The sequence below is a fragment of the Caulobacter flavus genome (assembly GCF_003722335.1).
Lineage (GTDB): Bacteria > Pseudomonadota > Alphaproteobacteria > Caulobacterales > Caulobacteraceae > Caulobacter > Caulobacter flavus.
The window spans coordinates 4,221,370-4,236,600 of the sequence record NZ_CP026100.1; the positions used below are offsets into that span (position 1 = coordinate 4,221,370).

Annotated in this window: 15 protein-coding genes; 5 read left to right on the forward strand and 10 right to left on the reverse strand. The window is 66.8% G+C overall.

The window, feature by feature from the left end; genetic code table 11:
* Positions 1–18: 18 nt before the first annotated feature.
* The 3 genes from C1707_RS19110 (at position 19) to C1707_RS19120 (ending at position 2,655) form a co-directional block, all read left to right on the forward strand.
* The gene (locus C1707_RS19110; RefSeq protein ID WP_101715351.1) at positions 19–492 is read left to right on the forward strand and encodes a DUF411 domain-containing protein; all 474 of its coding nucleotides are present in this window, start codon (positions 19–21) and stop codon (positions 490–492) included.
* Positions 493–543: 51 nt separating this feature from the next.
* Complete coding sequence (locus C1707_RS19115) at positions 544–1,332, forward strand: RNA 2'-phosphotransferase family protein (RefSeq protein ID WP_101715350.1); 789 nt, start codon at positions 544–546, stop codon at positions 1,330–1,332.
* Positions 1,333–1,599: 267 nt separating this feature from the next.
* Positions 1,600–2,655, forward strand: a complete 1,056-nt coding sequence (locus C1707_RS19120) for a hypothetical protein (RefSeq protein WP_145998486.1) — start codon at positions 1,600–1,602, stop codon at positions 2,653–2,655.
* On the opposite strand, the gene C1707_RS19125 is transcribed toward C1707_RS19120, so the two are convergent.
* The 10 genes from C1707_RS19125 to C1707_RS19165 all read right to left on the reverse strand — a co-directional run bounded on the left by C1707_RS19125 (position 2,648) and on the right by C1707_RS19165 (position 14,249).
* Positions 2,648–3,559, reverse strand: coding sequence for a hypothetical protein (locus C1707_RS19125; RefSeq protein ID WP_101715348.1), 912 nt, complete (start codon positions 3,557–3,559; stop codon positions 2,648–2,650). The genes C1707_RS19120 and C1707_RS19125 overlap by 8 nt on opposite strands.
* Before the next feature lie 35 nt (positions 3,560–3,594).
* Positions 3,595–4,482 (reverse strand): cation diffusion facilitator family transporter, encoded by an 888-nt coding sequence (locus C1707_RS19130; protein ID WP_101715347.1) that lies wholly within the window; start codon positions 4,480–4,482, stop codon positions 3,595–3,597.
* Between the two features lie 58 nt (positions 4,483–4,540).
* Positions 4,541–5,014 (reverse strand): SRPBCC family protein, encoded by a 474-nt coding sequence (locus C1707_RS27215; protein ID WP_101715346.1) that lies wholly within the window; start codon positions 5,012–5,014, stop codon positions 4,541–4,543.
* Between the two features lie 61 nt (positions 5,015–5,075).
* The gene (locus C1707_RS19140) at positions 5,076–5,420 is read right to left on the reverse strand and encodes a DUF190 domain-containing protein (protein ID WP_180896964.1); all 345 of its coding nucleotides are present in this window, start codon (positions 5,418–5,420) and stop codon (positions 5,076–5,078) included.
* 10 nt (positions 5,421–5,430) lie between these two features.
* Positions 5,431–8,655 (reverse strand): efflux RND transporter permease subunit, encoded by a 3,225-nt coding sequence (locus tag C1707_RS19145; RefSeq protein WP_123170783.1) that lies wholly within the window; start codon positions 8,653–8,655, stop codon positions 5,431–5,433.
* The gene (locus C1707_RS19150) at positions 8,652–9,821 is read right to left on the reverse strand and encodes an efflux RND transporter periplasmic adaptor subunit (protein ID WP_123170784.1); all 1,170 of its coding nucleotides are present in this window, start codon (positions 9,819–9,821) and stop codon (positions 8,652–8,654) included. Before C1707_RS19150 ends, C1707_RS19145 begins: the two co-directional genes overlap by 4 nt.
* 12 nt (positions 9,822–9,833) lie before the next feature.
* Entirely contained in the window at positions 9,834–11,060 is a 1,227-nt protein-coding gene (locus C1707_RS19155; protein WP_101712419.1) for a TolC family protein, read from the reverse strand.
* A 59-nt stretch (positions 11,061–11,119) separates the two neighbouring features.
* Positions 11,120–11,491: a hypothetical protein gene (locus C1707_RS26260; protein ID WP_145998337.1), complete on the reverse strand. Its 372-nt coding sequence runs from the start codon at positions 11,489–11,491 to the stop codon at positions 11,120–11,122.
* Positions 11,492–11,599: 108 nt separating this feature from the next.
* On the reverse strand, positions 11,600–13,543 hold the full coding sequence (locus C1707_RS19160) for a cytochrome c/FTR1 family iron permease (RefSeq protein WP_101712420.1): 1,944 nt from the start codon (positions 13,541–13,543) through the stop codon (positions 11,600–11,602).
* Between the two features lie 49 nt (positions 13,544–13,592).
* On the reverse strand, positions 13,593–14,249 hold the full coding sequence (locus tag C1707_RS19165) for a cation efflux transmembrane domain-containing protein (protein WP_101712421.1): 657 nt from the start codon (positions 14,247–14,249) through the stop codon (positions 13,593–13,595).
* Between the two features lie 72 nt (positions 14,250–14,321).
* Between C1707_RS19165 and C1707_RS19170 the strand changes: the two genes are divergently transcribed.
* Together C1707_RS19170 and C1707_RS19175 are read left to right on the forward strand one after the other, a co-directional pair.
* Positions 14,322–14,723, forward strand: coding sequence for a MerR family transcriptional regulator (locus tag C1707_RS19170; RefSeq protein ID WP_101712422.1), 402 nt, complete (start codon positions 14,322–14,324; stop codon positions 14,721–14,723).
* Between the two features lie 85 nt (positions 14,724–14,808).
* On the forward strand, positions 14,809–15,177 hold the full coding sequence (locus C1707_RS19175) for a hypothetical protein (protein WP_101712423.1): 369 nt from the start codon (positions 14,809–14,811) through the stop codon (positions 15,175–15,177).
* Positions 15,178–15,231: the final 54 nt, after the last annotated feature.

A 15,231-nucleotide genomic window follows, 5' to 3' on the forward strand; every position in this document is an offset into this window, starting at 1 on the left:
CCTGGTATGAGCACAACCATGACGCCCAAGCCTCAACCCGTCCGTCGGCTCAGCCGGCGCCTGCTGCTGGCCGCCGGTTTCGCCGGCCTCGCCGCTCCCGCTCTTGGCCAGACGCGGGGGCTGACGGTCTACAAGACCCCTTACTGCGGCTGCTGCACCGGCTGGGTCACCCATATGCGCCGGGCGGGCTTTACGCCCACCATCGTCGAGCGCGAGGACCTCGCCCCGGTTCGGGCCAAGTTCGGCATTCCAGATGCTCTGGCCTCCTGCCACACCGCCGTGGTCGGTGGTTACGCGCTCGAGGGTCACGTGCCGCCCGCCGACGTCATCCGGCTCCTGAAGGAGCGGCCCAAGGCTCTGGGTCTCGCCGTGCCCGGCATGCCGGTCGGCTCCCCGGGGATGGAGCAGCCCGGCGGCGCACGCCAACGCTTCGACACCCTGCTCGTTCTTGACCGAGCCGGTCGCACGCGGGTGTTCGCCAGCCACGCCTGATCCAGTCCAGCCGGATTTTGGAACATCCCACGTCGCCAGCAGGATCTTGCTTTGCTTCTCGTCCAAGAGCTACCAAACCGCGCAGACAACGACATCGTCGTGGCCTCGCCGACGCACTGCTACATCTTTCCGGCGACGACCGTTCTTCCGCCCTCGGTGCGTACGCGCCTGAAGACCTTTTTCGGCATCCGTGTGCGTTCGCTGATTAGACTGACGAGCTGGGTCGCCACGCATCTGCGTCAGGACCTGCTGGTTGGCCGCATCTCCTGGGCGGGCGGGCTGATCGCCATGGCGACAGGGGCGCTCTCGATCGATCCCCGCAGCTCCACGATCGCCGCCGGCGTCACAGGCCACCTGGGCCTGGGCTACAGGCAATCGGTCGTTCAGGGCGGAATGATCCGCTGGAATACGCCGGTGGCCGACGTCATTGGCAGGGCGCCGCACATCCTCTTCCACGGCACTTCCGACACCGTTCTCTCCGCCATCCGCGCAGGAGGGTTGATCACCTCTGCGCCTTCACACTGGCCGCTCGGCTCGAAGAATGTCGTCTGCCTCACCGCTACGCCGCAGATCGGATTGAAGCACGCGCGAGAGGCGGCGGCCCGGCGAGGCGGCGCCCCAATTGTCATCGCCTGCGTGAAACCGGCTGTGCTCGGCGTGGATTGGGATGTGAACCGACAGCTCGTGCAGTCCAAGCGGGTTCCGAGCACCAACGGCTGGTTCCTGACCCAGGAAGCGGGGTTGTTCTCAGCGCCGCACCCGATCCCGCTCAGTCACATCCAGGGGGTCTACTCCCCCGACGCCTTTGCCACGTTTTCAGCCTGGCCGGTCATGCCCTGAGGCGATGGCGCCGACCTGACTGTTGCGCGTCATCAACGCATCGCGCTCAAGCCCCATCAGACCCAGGAGCAGCCATACACCCAGCATCGCCGACCAGCGCCAGCAGCCCTACCTGATCTGGCCTTGCCTCGATTGGCCACCAGAGCCCCCAGCCAAGCTGGCCGCTCAGATGGGCTAAGCCGGCGCTACGGAGCTACGCGCGATCATCGTCCAGACACTCGCAAACGCCTGACCGGCGCTCTTCGAAACTTGACCGTGAGCCCCTACGTGACCGCCATGAGCACGACGACGAAATCCAAGGTCTCCAGCCTGCACCTGGTCTATCCGCCAATCTCCAACCAGGAAGCGGTCTGGATGCAGCAGGATGCGGACGTCGAGGCAATCATTCGGCGCAGCGATTTCTATATGATCGCCAGTCGCGCTGAGGCCACCTACCAAGACATTACCTGCGATCACGCAGCCCAGACGATCAGCTTCCGCTTTGTCGTCGGCGACCATTTCTCCGACGATGTCGTGCTTGCGCTCAACGACCTGCCAACGACCGTGGCCAAACCGCAGACCGCATTCTTCATTGAGGCTGGACCCAAGATGATCCGGATCTGGACCGATGACCCCCAGGAGATCCCGGACGCCGAGCTCGTCGACTGGTTCACGACCGAGAAGCTGCTATTCGACCGCAGCCATGGCCGCCAGGGGATCGGCGGGTTCGCCAACTACCGCCAGGCGGCTACCTACGACCTGCTCTATGTCGGCATCGCCAAGGTCGGCGACACATTCGACCGGCTGATCGACAACGGTCACAAGGCGCGCCAGACGATCCTCTCCAACGAACCCCAGCGCTATCCCGGCGCCCGCGTGAGCGACGAAACCTACCTCTTCGCCTTCGAGGTCGAGCCAGTGATGATGACGAGTTACTCGCTCGACCACGTGTTCGACGAGTCGACGTTCGAGCCCAACTACGAGCACAAACGCATCGTCGCCGACGCGGAAAAGGCCTTCGTCAGCCTTCTCAAGCCTCAGTACAATCGCCAGCTCTTCAAGAACTACCCCAAGGGCGTCGACGGCCTCTATGGCTCTGACTTCGATCGCTACGGCTATAACCTATGCGAAAACCTCACCCTTAACACCGCCAACGGGCGATTCCGGGGCGGACGCGATCTTGAAACGGGTTTTATCTCGAACGAGGGCGACGCGATCTTTGTAGAGGGCGACACCGTCCAGCACTTCGTGTCCGGCGTCGATTTCCCGGCCGACTACGGCGCTCCAGCGCCCGCGCCCCCCTCCATCGACGAGCCGCCCAGCGACCCGCCGACGGCTAGCTGATCAACTGCAGACGCGGCAGGTGCGCGATCTTGCCGTTGCGCTTGCGCAGGCGGCCGGTCCGTTCGGGCTGGCTGATGGCGAGAAAGTGGGAAACCAACTCGTCCTCGCCCTGCAACTTCACCGCCACCGGATAGTCCAGCGCCTCAGGCCAGACCGCCCCCAGGCGTGAGACCGCATCGTTCTGCACGGCGTAGAAGCCCGCCTCGAACGGCGCGATCAGCCCTCGGGTCTCCAACATGATCTGGTTCAGCCCCACCAGGTACTCGCGAACGAGAGGCGTGATGTCGATCATGCCCTGGTCGTCCTTGAGGGCCTGCAGCAGCGGCTGGACCTTGGTCTTGAACGTCATCTCGACGTCATCGACGCGCAGGCGCGGCCTGATCGAATAGACCAGCTTGAAGTCCTTTCCGTCCTCGCCAGCGGGCTGACGCTTGTGGTCGAAGGTCATGGCGCTGATGCTGCTGCCACGGTGCTGGGAATAGTTGCGCAAAGCGTCCATGAACCGATAGGCGCGGCTGTCGTCGTAGACCCGTGATGTCGCCGTCTTGAACGCCGCCATCAGCGCGTCTCCGCCGATCGACCGCATTCGCTGCGGCGCGCTGTCGAGAAAGGCCCGGGCGGTGCTGAGAAGGTTGTCCAGGAGCCGGGCCGAGCCGCGCCGCGCATCATCGATCTCTTCCCACCCCTCTTCGGATCCAAGAGCGTGGGCCAGCGTGATCAGAACCTGCCCTTCCTCATAGGCCCTATAGTTCTGAGTGACGGCGTCGTAGATCTCCTCGATCCAGAAGATATCCCGCAGACCATCGACCGCGCGGCCGATAGCCTCGAACTCCGCCGGTTCCAGGCTAACTGTGGGCGGCGCCCTGCCGAGGACGAGTGCAGTCAGCTCATATCGGATGGACAAACTCCCCCTCCCCATTCCTGGCCAGGACGGCGCCCCTAGGCGTGCGCCCCCGGCTCGCAGGATGACGCCTCCACCTGAACCGTCACGTGATGAAGATCAAAATCAGCGGCAAGCCGTTCGCAAACAGTGCGCCGGACCTCTTCGCCGTCGGCCTGATCGGTCAGGACGACGTGCACTGTGCACGTGGCCTCGTCAGCCCCGGTCGTCCAAACATGCAGTTCGTGGGTGGCGGCCACACCCGAAATGGCCTCGATGCTCATGCGGACCTTGGTCAGCGCCAAGCCTGTTGGTGCGCCCTCCAGCAGAATGCGGGTCGATTCTTTCAGCAGAATCCAGGTTCGCGGCAACACCCAAAGACCGATGCCGATGGCCACGATCGGGTCAACGAACCGCCAGCCGGTCAGGCGAATGACGACGGCGCCGGCGATCACGCCAAGCGACCCCAGCATGTCAGCCCAGACTTCCAGATAGGCGCCTTTGACGTTGAGGCTCTTGTCCTTGGCCCCGCTCAGGAGCCGCATCGCGATCAGGTTGATGCCCAGGCCCAGCACGGCCACCACCAACATGCCCATGGACTGCACGGGCTCGGGCTCGACGATCCGCTTGATTCCCTCAACCAACACATAGATCGCCACGGCGAACAGGAGCACGGCGTTGAAGGCCGCCGCCAGGATCTCGAAGCGGCGATAGCCGAAGGTAAAGGTGTCCGTGGGTTTGCGCCGCCCGATCCTGATCGCCGCCAAAGCTATGGCCAGGGCGGCCGCGTCGGTGAACATGTGCGCAGCGTCCGACAGCAGCGCCAGGCTGTTGAAGGCTAAGCCGGCAATAACCTCGGCGACCAGGAACGTCGAGGTCAGCGCCAAGGCTATGGTCAGCCGCCGGGCGTTGGCCTGACCCGCGCCATGATCGTGTCCCGCTCCCATGAGCGCATACTCCTTTTTGAAGGCGAAGGACGGGTTTCACCGTCCGTAAAACTCAACTCTAGAGTCTGCCGCGATGACTCATACGAGAGCGCGGTTGGTCTGGGCCTGGCTTCAGTCGCCGGCTCAACGCCGCAGCGACTTGCTCGCAGGCGCTTCGTACAGCGGCCTCATGCTCGTTCGGCCCGCGCTGAAGCTTCACCAGCCAAAGCGGCGTTTGGGTCACCTGGGTCAGCCGCGTCCCGGATTTCCAAGGCTCCAGACGAAAGCGCTCGAAACTGTAGCCATACCATCGGCGACCGAACCGGAAACTGAGGCAGCGCCCCTCCTCCAACCCATCAATCGTGGACGGGGTTCGACGACGTCCGGCCGATGGCTGTCGCAGAATGTGGACGACCCGCGCATGAAGCTTGGCCTCACCAACCAACCGGCGATGAGGATGCCAATCAGCCCAGTGAGAAAAGTCGGTAAGCGATCGCCACACCGCTTCGGGTGTTGCGTCGATGTTGCAATGGTGTTCGACGACAATCGTCATAGCAATTTCCCGAAAATCGGGGATCGGCGCGCCGGGACGAGCTCAGCGCGCCGCGACACCCTTACACGTAGGGGATGCGGTGACCGCCGTAGCGGACCACTTCCACCTTCTCCAGAGTGACGAGACCGATCTCGTCGCCCTGCTCCAGCCCATCGATGAAGGGACGGATCTTGGCCTCCTCATCGACGATCTCGACCACCACCGGCAGGTTCGAGTTCAGATGAAACCCGCCTGCGCCGTGCATGATGCTCGAGGCCCCAAAGCCCCTCAGGCCACGCAGAACCGTGGCCCCGGCCAGCCCGACCAGGCGAGCGCGATCGACGAGAGCCTCGAAATACGGACGGTCGCCCGACATCGCATTCTCGTCGGTGTAGATCCGCAGCAGCAGTGCGTTTCCAGGAATCATCACGTCCTCCTTAGATCTGGGGCGCAGCCGCTTGCTGACGCTCGGCCTTGCGCAGGACGAAGCGGCAGATAGCGGGCAGGACGAAAAGGGTCAGGGCCGTGGCCGTGATCAGGCCGCCGATGACGACGGTGGCCAGCGGACGCTGGACCTCCGCGCCGGTGCCGCTCGCCAGCGCCATGGGAACGAACCCCAGCGAGGCGACCAGGCCCGTCATCATCACAGGTCGAAGGCGCTCCATGGCCCCGTTGATGATCGCGTCCTTCAGGGGAAGGCCTGTGACCAGGCGCTGGCGGATTGCGGTCATCATCACCAGGCCGTTGAGCACCGCCACACCGGAGAGCGCGATGAACCCGACCGCGGCCGAGACCGAGAACGGGATACCTCGCAGCGCCAGCGCGAACACCCCGCCGGCCAGGGCCAGCGGAATGGCCGAAAACACCGCCGCAGCCGGCGCGACGCCGCCCAGGGCCATGAACAGCAGGCCGAAGATCAGCAGGAAACACAGTGGCACCACGAGGCCCAGGCGCGCCTGGGCGGCCTTGAGGTTCTCGAACTGACCGCCCCAGACCAGCCAGGAGCCGGTCGGCAGGGTGACCTGCTGGCCGATCTTCTCCTGGGCTTCGCCGACGAACGAGCCAAGGTCGGCGCCACGGACGTTGGCCTGGACGACGACCCGACGCTTGCCGTTCTCGCGGCTGACCTGGTTAAGCCCCTCCGAGTAGGAGAACTTGGCCACGTCGCGCAGCGGCACCGAGGCTCGCGGTCCGCCACCGGCGCGCTCCGGCAGCATCACCGGCAAGGCGCCCACCGCGTCCAGATCGTTGCGGCTGGCGTCCGGCAGGCGAACGGTGACGTCAAAGCGCCGGTCGCCCTGGAAGACGAGGCCGGCTTCACGACCACCCATCGCCACGGCCAGGGTGTCGGCGACCTCCTCGACCGTCAGGCCAAAGCGGCCGATGGCGTCGCGATCGAGCTGGACATCCAGGGTTGGGAAGCCCGAGGTCTGCTCGACCTTGACGTCGGCCGCGCCCTTGACGGTGCGCAGCACACCAGCGATCTCCTCGGCCGTCCGGGTCATGGCTTCGAGGTCGTCGCCGTAGACCTTGATGGCCACGTCGCCACGCACGCCGGCGATGAGCTCGTTGAAGCGCATCTGGATCGGCTGGCTGAACTCGTAGGCGTTGCCGGTCAGGCCTTCGAGCTTGTTCTCGATACGGCCGATCAGCTCGGCCTTGGTTTCCTTCTTGTTGGGCCACTCTTCCTTGGGCTTGAGGATGACGAAGCTGTCCGCGGCGTTGGGCGGCATCGGGTCGCTGGCGACCTCGGCCGTACCGGTCTTGGAGTAGACGAAGGCCACTTCCGGGAAGGTGGCGATCTGGCGTTCGATCCGCCGCTGCATACGCAGCGACTGCTCCAGCGACGTCGACGGGATGCGCAGGGCCTGAATGGCCATGTCTTTCTCGTCGAGCTGGGGCGTGAACTCGCGACCCAGGAAGTTGAAGGTCACGGCCGCGGCCAGGAAGATGCCGATCGAGGCGACGATCACCGGCAGCGGACGATCGACAACCTTGCGCAGCAGCGGCTCATAGCGGGATTTGGTCCAGCGAACGGCCGCCACTTCCTTCTCAGCGACCTTGCCGCGGATGAGCAGCGCGATCATGGCGGGGATGAAGGTCAGCGACAGGATGAAGGCGCCGGCCAGGGCCAGCATCACCGTGATCGCCATCGGCGAGAAGGTCTTGCCCTCGACGCCGGTGAACGTCAGCAGCGGCGCATAGACCAGCAGGATGATCGCCTGACCGTAGACGGTCGGGGAGATCATTTCACGGGCCGCTTCGCGGGTTTCAGCAAGCCGTTCCGACAGGGTCAGCAGACGGCCTTCGTGATGCTGGCGCTCGGCCAGACGACGCAGGCTGTTCTCGACAATGATCACCGCGCCATCGACGATGAGACCAAAGTCCAGAGCCCCAAGGCTCATCAGGTTGCCCGAGACGCCCAGCTTGTTCATGCCGATAGCGGTCATCAGCATCGACAGCGGGATCACCAGGGCGGTGATCAGGGCGGCGCGGAAGTTGCCCAGCAGCAGGAAGAGCACGACGATGACGAGCAGAGCGCCTTCGACGAGGTTCTTCTCGACGGTCTTGATTGTAGCGCCGACCAGCTTGGAGCGGTCGTAAACCACCTGGGCCTTGACGTCGGCGGGTAGCGACTTGGTGACTTCGGCCAGCATCTTGCCCGAGGCGGCCGCCACCGATCGGCTGTTTTCGCCGGTCAGCATCAGCACCGTACCGACGACCACTTCTTCGCCGTTCTCCGAGGCCGCACCGGTACGCAGGGCGCCGCCAATGCGGACCAAGGCGACGTCGCGGACGAACACGGGCACGCCGCCGCGGTTGGCGACAGTGGCGCGGGCGATCTCGTCGACCGATTTGACGCGAGCATCGGCGCGGACCAGGAAGGCCTCCCCTCCCCGCTCGACGAAGTTGGCGCCGACCGCGAGGTTGGCCGCTTCAAGGGCGGTGGCCAGTTCGCTGAACGACACGCCATAGGCGGCCATGCGGCTGGCGTCCGGTTGAACCACGAACTGCTTCTCGAACCCGCCGATGGAGTCGACGCCGGCGACGCCAGGCACCGAACGCATCTGTGGCCGGACGATCCAGTCCTGCACTTCGCGCAGATAGGCTGCTTGGGCGGTCGGGTCGGCGAGGCGCTCGCCCGTCGGGGTCAGGTAGGCCCCGTCGGACTGCCAGCCGGGCTCGCCGTCCTTGGCCTTGGCGCCCTTGCCGCCCGGATGCTCGAAGGCGACGGTCCACATCAGGACCTCACCCAGGCCCGAGGAGATCGGGCCCATCGCCGGCTCGGCGCCGGCCGGCAGGCTCTGGCGAACCTGGGTCAGGCGCTCGGCCACCTGCTGGCGGGCGAAGTAGATGTCTGTCTTCTCCTTGAAGACGATCGTCACCTGCGAGAAGCCGTTGCGCGAGATCGAGCGCGTGGACTCCAGGCCGGGGATACCGGCCATGGCGGTCTCCACCGGGTAGGTGACCAGCTTCTCAACCTCGGCCGGAGCCAGGGTCGAGGCGACGGTGTTGATCTGCACCTGCTTGTTGGTGATGTCCGGCACCGCGTCGATCGGCAGGCGGACCAGATTGAGGATACCGATGGAGGCGACGAGCGCGACGAGCGCCACGACCGCCCAGCGGAAGCGAACCGATAGGTCGAGGATGCGCCCGATCAATGTTCGGCCTCCCCCTTGGCCATCTCGGCCTTCAGCAGGAAGGCGCCCTTGCCGGCAATCTGCTCACCGACCTTCACGCCCGAGACGATCTCGACCTGGCCGCCGCCACGGCGGCCGATCTTCACCGGCCGCGGTTCGAAGCCAGTCTTGGTGCGCACGAAGACAACGTCCTTGCCCTCGACGGACTGGACGGCCTCGTCTGGCGCTGCGAACCGGCCAGCATCGACGGCGGCCCCGCGCGGAGTAATGCGAGCGCGCAGGGCCTGGCCAGGGGCCAGGTCCGAAGCGCCTGACGACAGGGTCAGGACGGCGGTGGCCGAGCGGCTCTCGGCGTCCAGGCCCGGGGTCACCGAACGGACGACTGCCGGGATCGAACCCGTGGCGGTCTCGACGCTGGCGATATCGCCCGGCTTGACGCGCAAAGCGTCGGCGGCCGGCAGAGCGGCCTGGACCTCGATCTTGGCCGGGTCGGCGACCCGGAAGAGTTCGGTCCCGGCCGTGACGTAGGCGCCGAGCACGGCATTGGAGCCGGTAATGCGGCCCGAGATCGGGCTGGTCACGGCGATCGTGCGGCCGTTGCCCGAGACCCCGGCGGCGGCCCCGGCGCTGCTGGCGCGGCGCAGTTCTGCATCGGCGATGGCGGCCTCGGCCTGGGCAGCCTCAAGATCCTGACGCGCGGTGATCTTGGCGTCGAAAAGCTTCTTCTCGCGCACCAAGGCCTGGCGCGCGGCCGTGGCCTTGGCCGCGGCGGCCGAGCGTTCGGCGCTGATGGCGGCGGCGTCTCGGCTTTCAATCGCGGCGATGGTCTCGCCGGCCGCAACGCTGTCGCCAAGGCGCTTGACGATGCGCACCACAGCGCCGTCGGCGCGCGCCGCCAGGGTCGCCGCGCCATTTGGCGTGGCGGCCACGGTGGCCTGGGTGACGATCGCGGCATCGAGGCCGCCGGCGGCCAGGGTGACCACCTGGATATTCTCCGAGGCGATCCGATCGCCGCTCATGGCGACGTGCGGCTTTTCACCCTTGTGATCTTCTTCGGCGGGGGCGGCAGCGGCCGGCTTTTCGGCCGGGGCCAGGAGCGTACGGCCGGCTAGCGCACCGACGCCTACGGCGAGGAGGCTGCTGACCGCGACAGCGGTGAGCAGGGTCTTCCGGTCTTGGGTCTTCATCAAGAAAATCCCCTATTGAGCGGCGGCGCGTTCGAGCGCGGCCAGGGCCTTGGCGCGATCGAGGCGCGCGGCGATGAGGTCGGTACGGGCGGCGGTCAGCGCCGTCTGGGCGTCGAGCACTTCGAGAAGGGAGAACTTCCCGGCCTCGAAGCCCTTCCGGGAAAGGTCGACTGCGGTCTGGGCCTGCGGGACGATCTTGCCGTCCAGGACGGCCAGCTTGGCGTCGGCCGCGCGCAGCGAGGCCTCGGCGTCGTTGATCGTCCGGACCGAACGCACCAGCGCCAGGCGCTCCTTAGCTTCGGCGGCCGTGGCGTCGGCGCGGGCGGCAGCGACGTTGCCCTGGTTGCGGTTGAGCACCGGGATCGGAGCGGTAAAGCCGACGGTCACGGCGGAGTCGCCCGTCTGCTCGAAGCGTCGCACGCCGGCTTGGACGGTCAGGTCAGGACGACCCGCTGCGCGCTCGCGATCGATGACCGCCTGCGCCGTCGCCTTCTCGGCGCGCGCCAGGCGCACGTCGAGCGTTTCGCCAGGATCGACGAGGGTGGTCTTGCGCTCGGCAGGCGCCACGTCCGTCAGTTCGACGGCGACATTGGCCTCTCCCCAGAGGGAGACCAGCGCCCTACGGGCCGCCAGGGCCTCGGCCTCGGCGGCAATGACGGCGGCGGCGGCCTCGCGGCTGGCGGCCTCGGCGCGCAGAGCCCTAAGCGGCGGCTCGCGGCCGCTCTCGACCAGGGTGGCTGCGACGCTGGAAAGGCCCTCGGCGCGCTGCGCCGTTTCGCGGGCCAGCACCAGACGGTCCTCGCTGGCCTGGGCCTCGGCGTAGCGCACCGTAACTTCCTGGCTAAGGTCGGCCTTGGCCATAGCGAAGCTGATACGGGCGGCATCCACTTCAGCGTCGGCGGCGGCGGCGCGAGTGCGGCGCTTGCCGCCCAGTTCCAGCCGCTGACTGACCGTCAGGGTGGTTTCGGTCGAACCGAAGCCGCCATAGGGACCAGAACCCGCGAAGTTCTCAGCCTGCAGGCCGGCTTCTGGGTTGGGCATCAGGCCGGCCTGACGGGCACGACCTTCGGCTGCGGTGACCGAGGCCTGGGCCGCGGTCACGATCGGTGATTGGGTCTGGGCGCGCGACAACGCGTCGGCCAGGGTGACAGGTTCGGCGAAGGCGCGCAGGGGCGCGCCGAAGCCGACGAGCGCCGCAACCGCGCCGAAGACGGCGGGCCGGGCAAGACGGGAGAACATGGAAAATCCCAGATTGCGTTACTGACGATGGCGGTCACGCGCGCGAGGGCGCGGCCACGTCAGGCGCGGGGAGGTTCTTTCGGACCGTCGGGAAGATTCGAGGGCGGCAAGCCCGTTTCGGCGGGCGCTAGATTTGCGCCGCTGATCTGGGCGACAACCTGCCGCACAATGATTGGCGACGCTGGAGAAACACTTTGATGGCAATGGCCGTGGATACAGGCGTCGCCGCCAGTTTCACGCTGCCCATTGCCGCCATGGTTATGAGCCGGATCGGTGACTTGCTGCCCGGGCGTGGTTTGCACCAACTCCACCGCCGAAGTATCCGATGAGCAAACCATACTATCGAGCGTCGGCACGAGCGACAGACACAGCACGAGGCAAGCGAAGATCGCCCCCATCGTGTGTTTCAGCCATGTCGACAGTCGCGCCATTCGCCCTCTTAACAGCCAACCTGCAACGCGTGAACGCGTTACATAATTACAAACATTGGGCTCATCGAGCCGATCGCCCGGCAGCAGCCTCACCGCAATCGCCGAACCTCATCCCATCGTTCTTCTCGCGCTCCGCTGCGACCACCAAAAGCCGCCGACCAGAATGACAAGCGTCAACGCCTGCGACGCCACGCCTTCAATCGTCGGGAAGAAGCCCAGCAGCTCCATGCGCGGCAGGGCCAACGGATGCAGGTCCAGAAGTCCTGCTTCCTGCAGGGCGGCCACGCCCTTGCCGGCCAGGACCACGGCCAGGATCGCCATCAGGATGGCGCTATACTCGAAGAACTTGCCGATCGGCAGGCGCTTGGAGAATCGCAGCATGGCCCAGGCGATGGCGGCCAGAACGACGATGGCGCAGCCAACGCCGGCCAGCACGGCCCCTGCCCCGCCCTGGGTCCAGAGCGCGGTCAGGAAGAGGATGGTCTCGAAGACCTCGCGATAGACAACGATGAAGGCCAGCAGGAACAGGAACCAGGCCGACTGCTTGGACAGCGCGTGGGACAGCTTCTCGCGGATATAGACCTGCCAGGCGTCGGCCTGGGCCTTGCCGTGCATCCACAGCCCCACCGAGATCAGCACCGCCGCGGCGATCACGGAGCCGAAGCCTTCGGTCATTTCACGGCTGGCGCCGCTGATCGAGATGAAGAAGGTCGCCGCCGCCCAGGTCAGGCCGCCCGCGGCCAGGGCCGCGATCCAACCGCCGTGGACGTAGGGCAGGACGTCCGACCGCTCGGCCTTGCGCAGGAAGGCGATCATCGCCACCACGATCAGCAGCGCCTCCAGCCCCTCGCGCAGCAGGATCGTGAAGGCGCCGGCGAAGCTCGACAGGCCGCTGGCCTTCTCCGGCGCCAAAGCCCGGGCCGCGGCGGCGAATAGAGCGTCCAGGCGCTCGATCTGTGCCTTGACCTCGCTTGCGGGCGCGGCCTTGCCGATGGCGCCGCGCACGTCGCCCATGGCGCCCTCGATCCGCCGCATCAGGGCCGGATCGCGCGCGCCGAGCGACGGCTCGACGGGTTCGAAGCCGTCGAGATAGGCGGCCAAGGCCAGATCGGCGGCGGCCTTGCGATCGCCGGCCTCATAGGCCTTGAGGCTGGCGGCAAGCTTCTGGCGGGCGACGTCGAGCGAGCCGCCGCCGGTGCGGATGACCACTTCGGGATGGCGGCGCAGGTAGGCGGTCAGGGCCCGCGCCTTGGTCTCGCCAACGGCGCTGGCCAGGGCGGCCGGCGTGGTCTGGGTCAGGGTCTGCAGGTCAGGAAAACGCGCCCGGACGGCGACGTCCTCGTTCCACAACGTCTCGCCGGCGGCGGCCTCGGCGTCGGTGAAGGCAAAACGGCCGACATAGAAGGCCAGGTCCCAGCGATCGTCTGACGGCAGATGCGCGAAGCTGGCCATGGCCGTGCCGTCGAGCCCCTGCTGGATCACCTGATAGAGACCAAAGACGCTGCGCTGGCGGGCGCGCTCCACGTCGGCGAAGGCGATGGGCGGCGGGTCCAGGCCCACGGCGCTGGGTCCATCGGCCTTGCCCGTCGCCCCGTGGCACGCCGCGCAGTTTTCGGCATAGAGCGCCGCGCCGCGCGCCAGGTCCGGCGCGCGCTTGGGGGCCAGAGGCGTCGGGTAGGCCGCCAGGAGATCGTTGGCCAGCGCGTGAGCCCGCGCCGAAACCACGGCCGGATCCTGCTTGGCGGCGATGGTCGCCTGCAGGCTCTCGGCCTTGGCCAGGAGGGCTGGCTGGGCCTTGGTGGCGGGCAAGCCGGAGATGCGCTCGCGCACCTGGCCGGCGAACTCGTTCATCTCGGCATATTCGGACGGGCTGATGACCTTGCCGTCCTTCACCGCGCCGGCGTAGTCGACCGACAGATAGTCGAGCAATCGCCAGGTGGTCTGGGCCGAGCTGGCCTCTTGCGCGTGCGCCATCGGCGCGACCGCGACGACGAGGATCGCCATCAGGCCGCCGAGCATCGAGGCCAGACGCCCCTTGAGACCAGTAATCATTATCAATCCATGAGCGCGAAACGGCGCGTGTGGCAAGAGCTTGGGCATGTCAGGGGAGCGCCAGTTCGGCGCGGTGCTCGGCCCGGGCCTGGCGAATGATCTGATAGGCGGAACTCAGGAAGACCCCTGCCAGCAGGACGCCGACGATCAGGTCCGGCCACCGTGAGCCGGTCAGCCAGACGAGGACGCCCGTCGCCGCGACCGCCAGACACTGGATCAGGTCGTTGCGCGTGCAGAGCCAGACCGAACGGACATTGGCGTCGCCGTCGCGATAGCGAACCAGCAGGCCCGCGGCGATCAGGTTGGCCAGCGCTCCGAAGAGACCCAGGGCCGAGATCGCTTCGCCGGACGGCGCCGCGCCGCTCCAGGCCCGCCAGGCGGCAAAACCGGCCACAGACAGCGCGACCGCGCCAAGGCTGACGCCCTTGAAGAGCGCCGCCCCGGTGCGGATGCCCACCGACTTGCCGATGGCCCACAGGCTGATGGCGTAGGTGGCGCTGTCGGCCAGGAAATCCAGCGCGTTGGCCGACAAGGAGGCCGAGCCCTGGATCAGGCCGCCCACAAGCACGACGACGAAGCCGACGAGGTTGATCGCGATCACCCAGATCAGGGCGCGGCGGTAGGCCGGGGTGGCGCCGTCGAACTTCACTTCGGCGCCGCAACCGCAGCCCGAGGCGGCCGGCTTGCTGGAACAAGAGTCGCTCATAGCCCTGGTTCTGCATCCTCTAGTCACTAGAGGATCAAGCGCTTATTTCTCGTGATCTCGAACGGAGGTTCTATGTCGGCGCTCACCATCGGCAAGCTCGCCAAGGCGGCGGACGTGAAGGTCCCCACCATCCGCTTCTACGAACAGATCGGCCTTCTGCCGGTCCCAGATCGCACCGCGAGCGACCGTCGCATGTTCGAGGAGGCGGCGGTGCGGCGCCTCGCCTTCATCAAGCACGCCCGGCAGCTGGGCTTTCCGATCGAGGCGATCCGAACCTTGCTGGACCTGGCGGACCATCCCGACCAGGCCTGCGACGAGGCCAACACCCTGGCCAATGACCAGCTCGTGGCGGTCGACGCCAAGATCGCCCAACTGACGGCGCTCAGGACAGAGCTGAAGCGCATGGCCGACGCCGGCTGTCGCGGGTCGGCGGGCGAATGCCGGGTGATCGAAGCGCTCTCGAACCCCGCCTAGCGATCTGCCATATTCCGGCCAGATGCAAAGCCTAGCTCGTCCGGGGATCGACAAGGTCGGCCTGTCGACCTAATTACTGAGCTTGATGCGACACCTGTTCGCCCTTCTGGCCGTCCTGGCCCTGCTGATCAGCCCGATGAGCATCGCGGCTGCGCAGGTCGAGTGCGCCAAAGCCGGACCGGAAGCCATGGCCGGCATGGACGCGCCGGCCGTCAAGTCGATGGATGCCGCCAAGGCCAGCCACGACTGCTGCGACGAAAAGCAAAAGCCGCCACACCATGGCAAGGCCTGCGCTCAGGTCTGCTGGGCCATGTGCGCAACGATGAGCGCCTTGCCCACCTCACAGATCCAACTGCAGCCCGTCGAACCAATGCGCCTGACGGCCGCCCTCTCCCAACCGCTGCGCGCCCACGCGCCGCCGCGGGCCGAACGACCACCCAAACTGATCGCCTGAACCCGACCTGCGTCTGACGCAGGTCCCGCCCGCGCCGTGCCGGCGCGGTCGCGC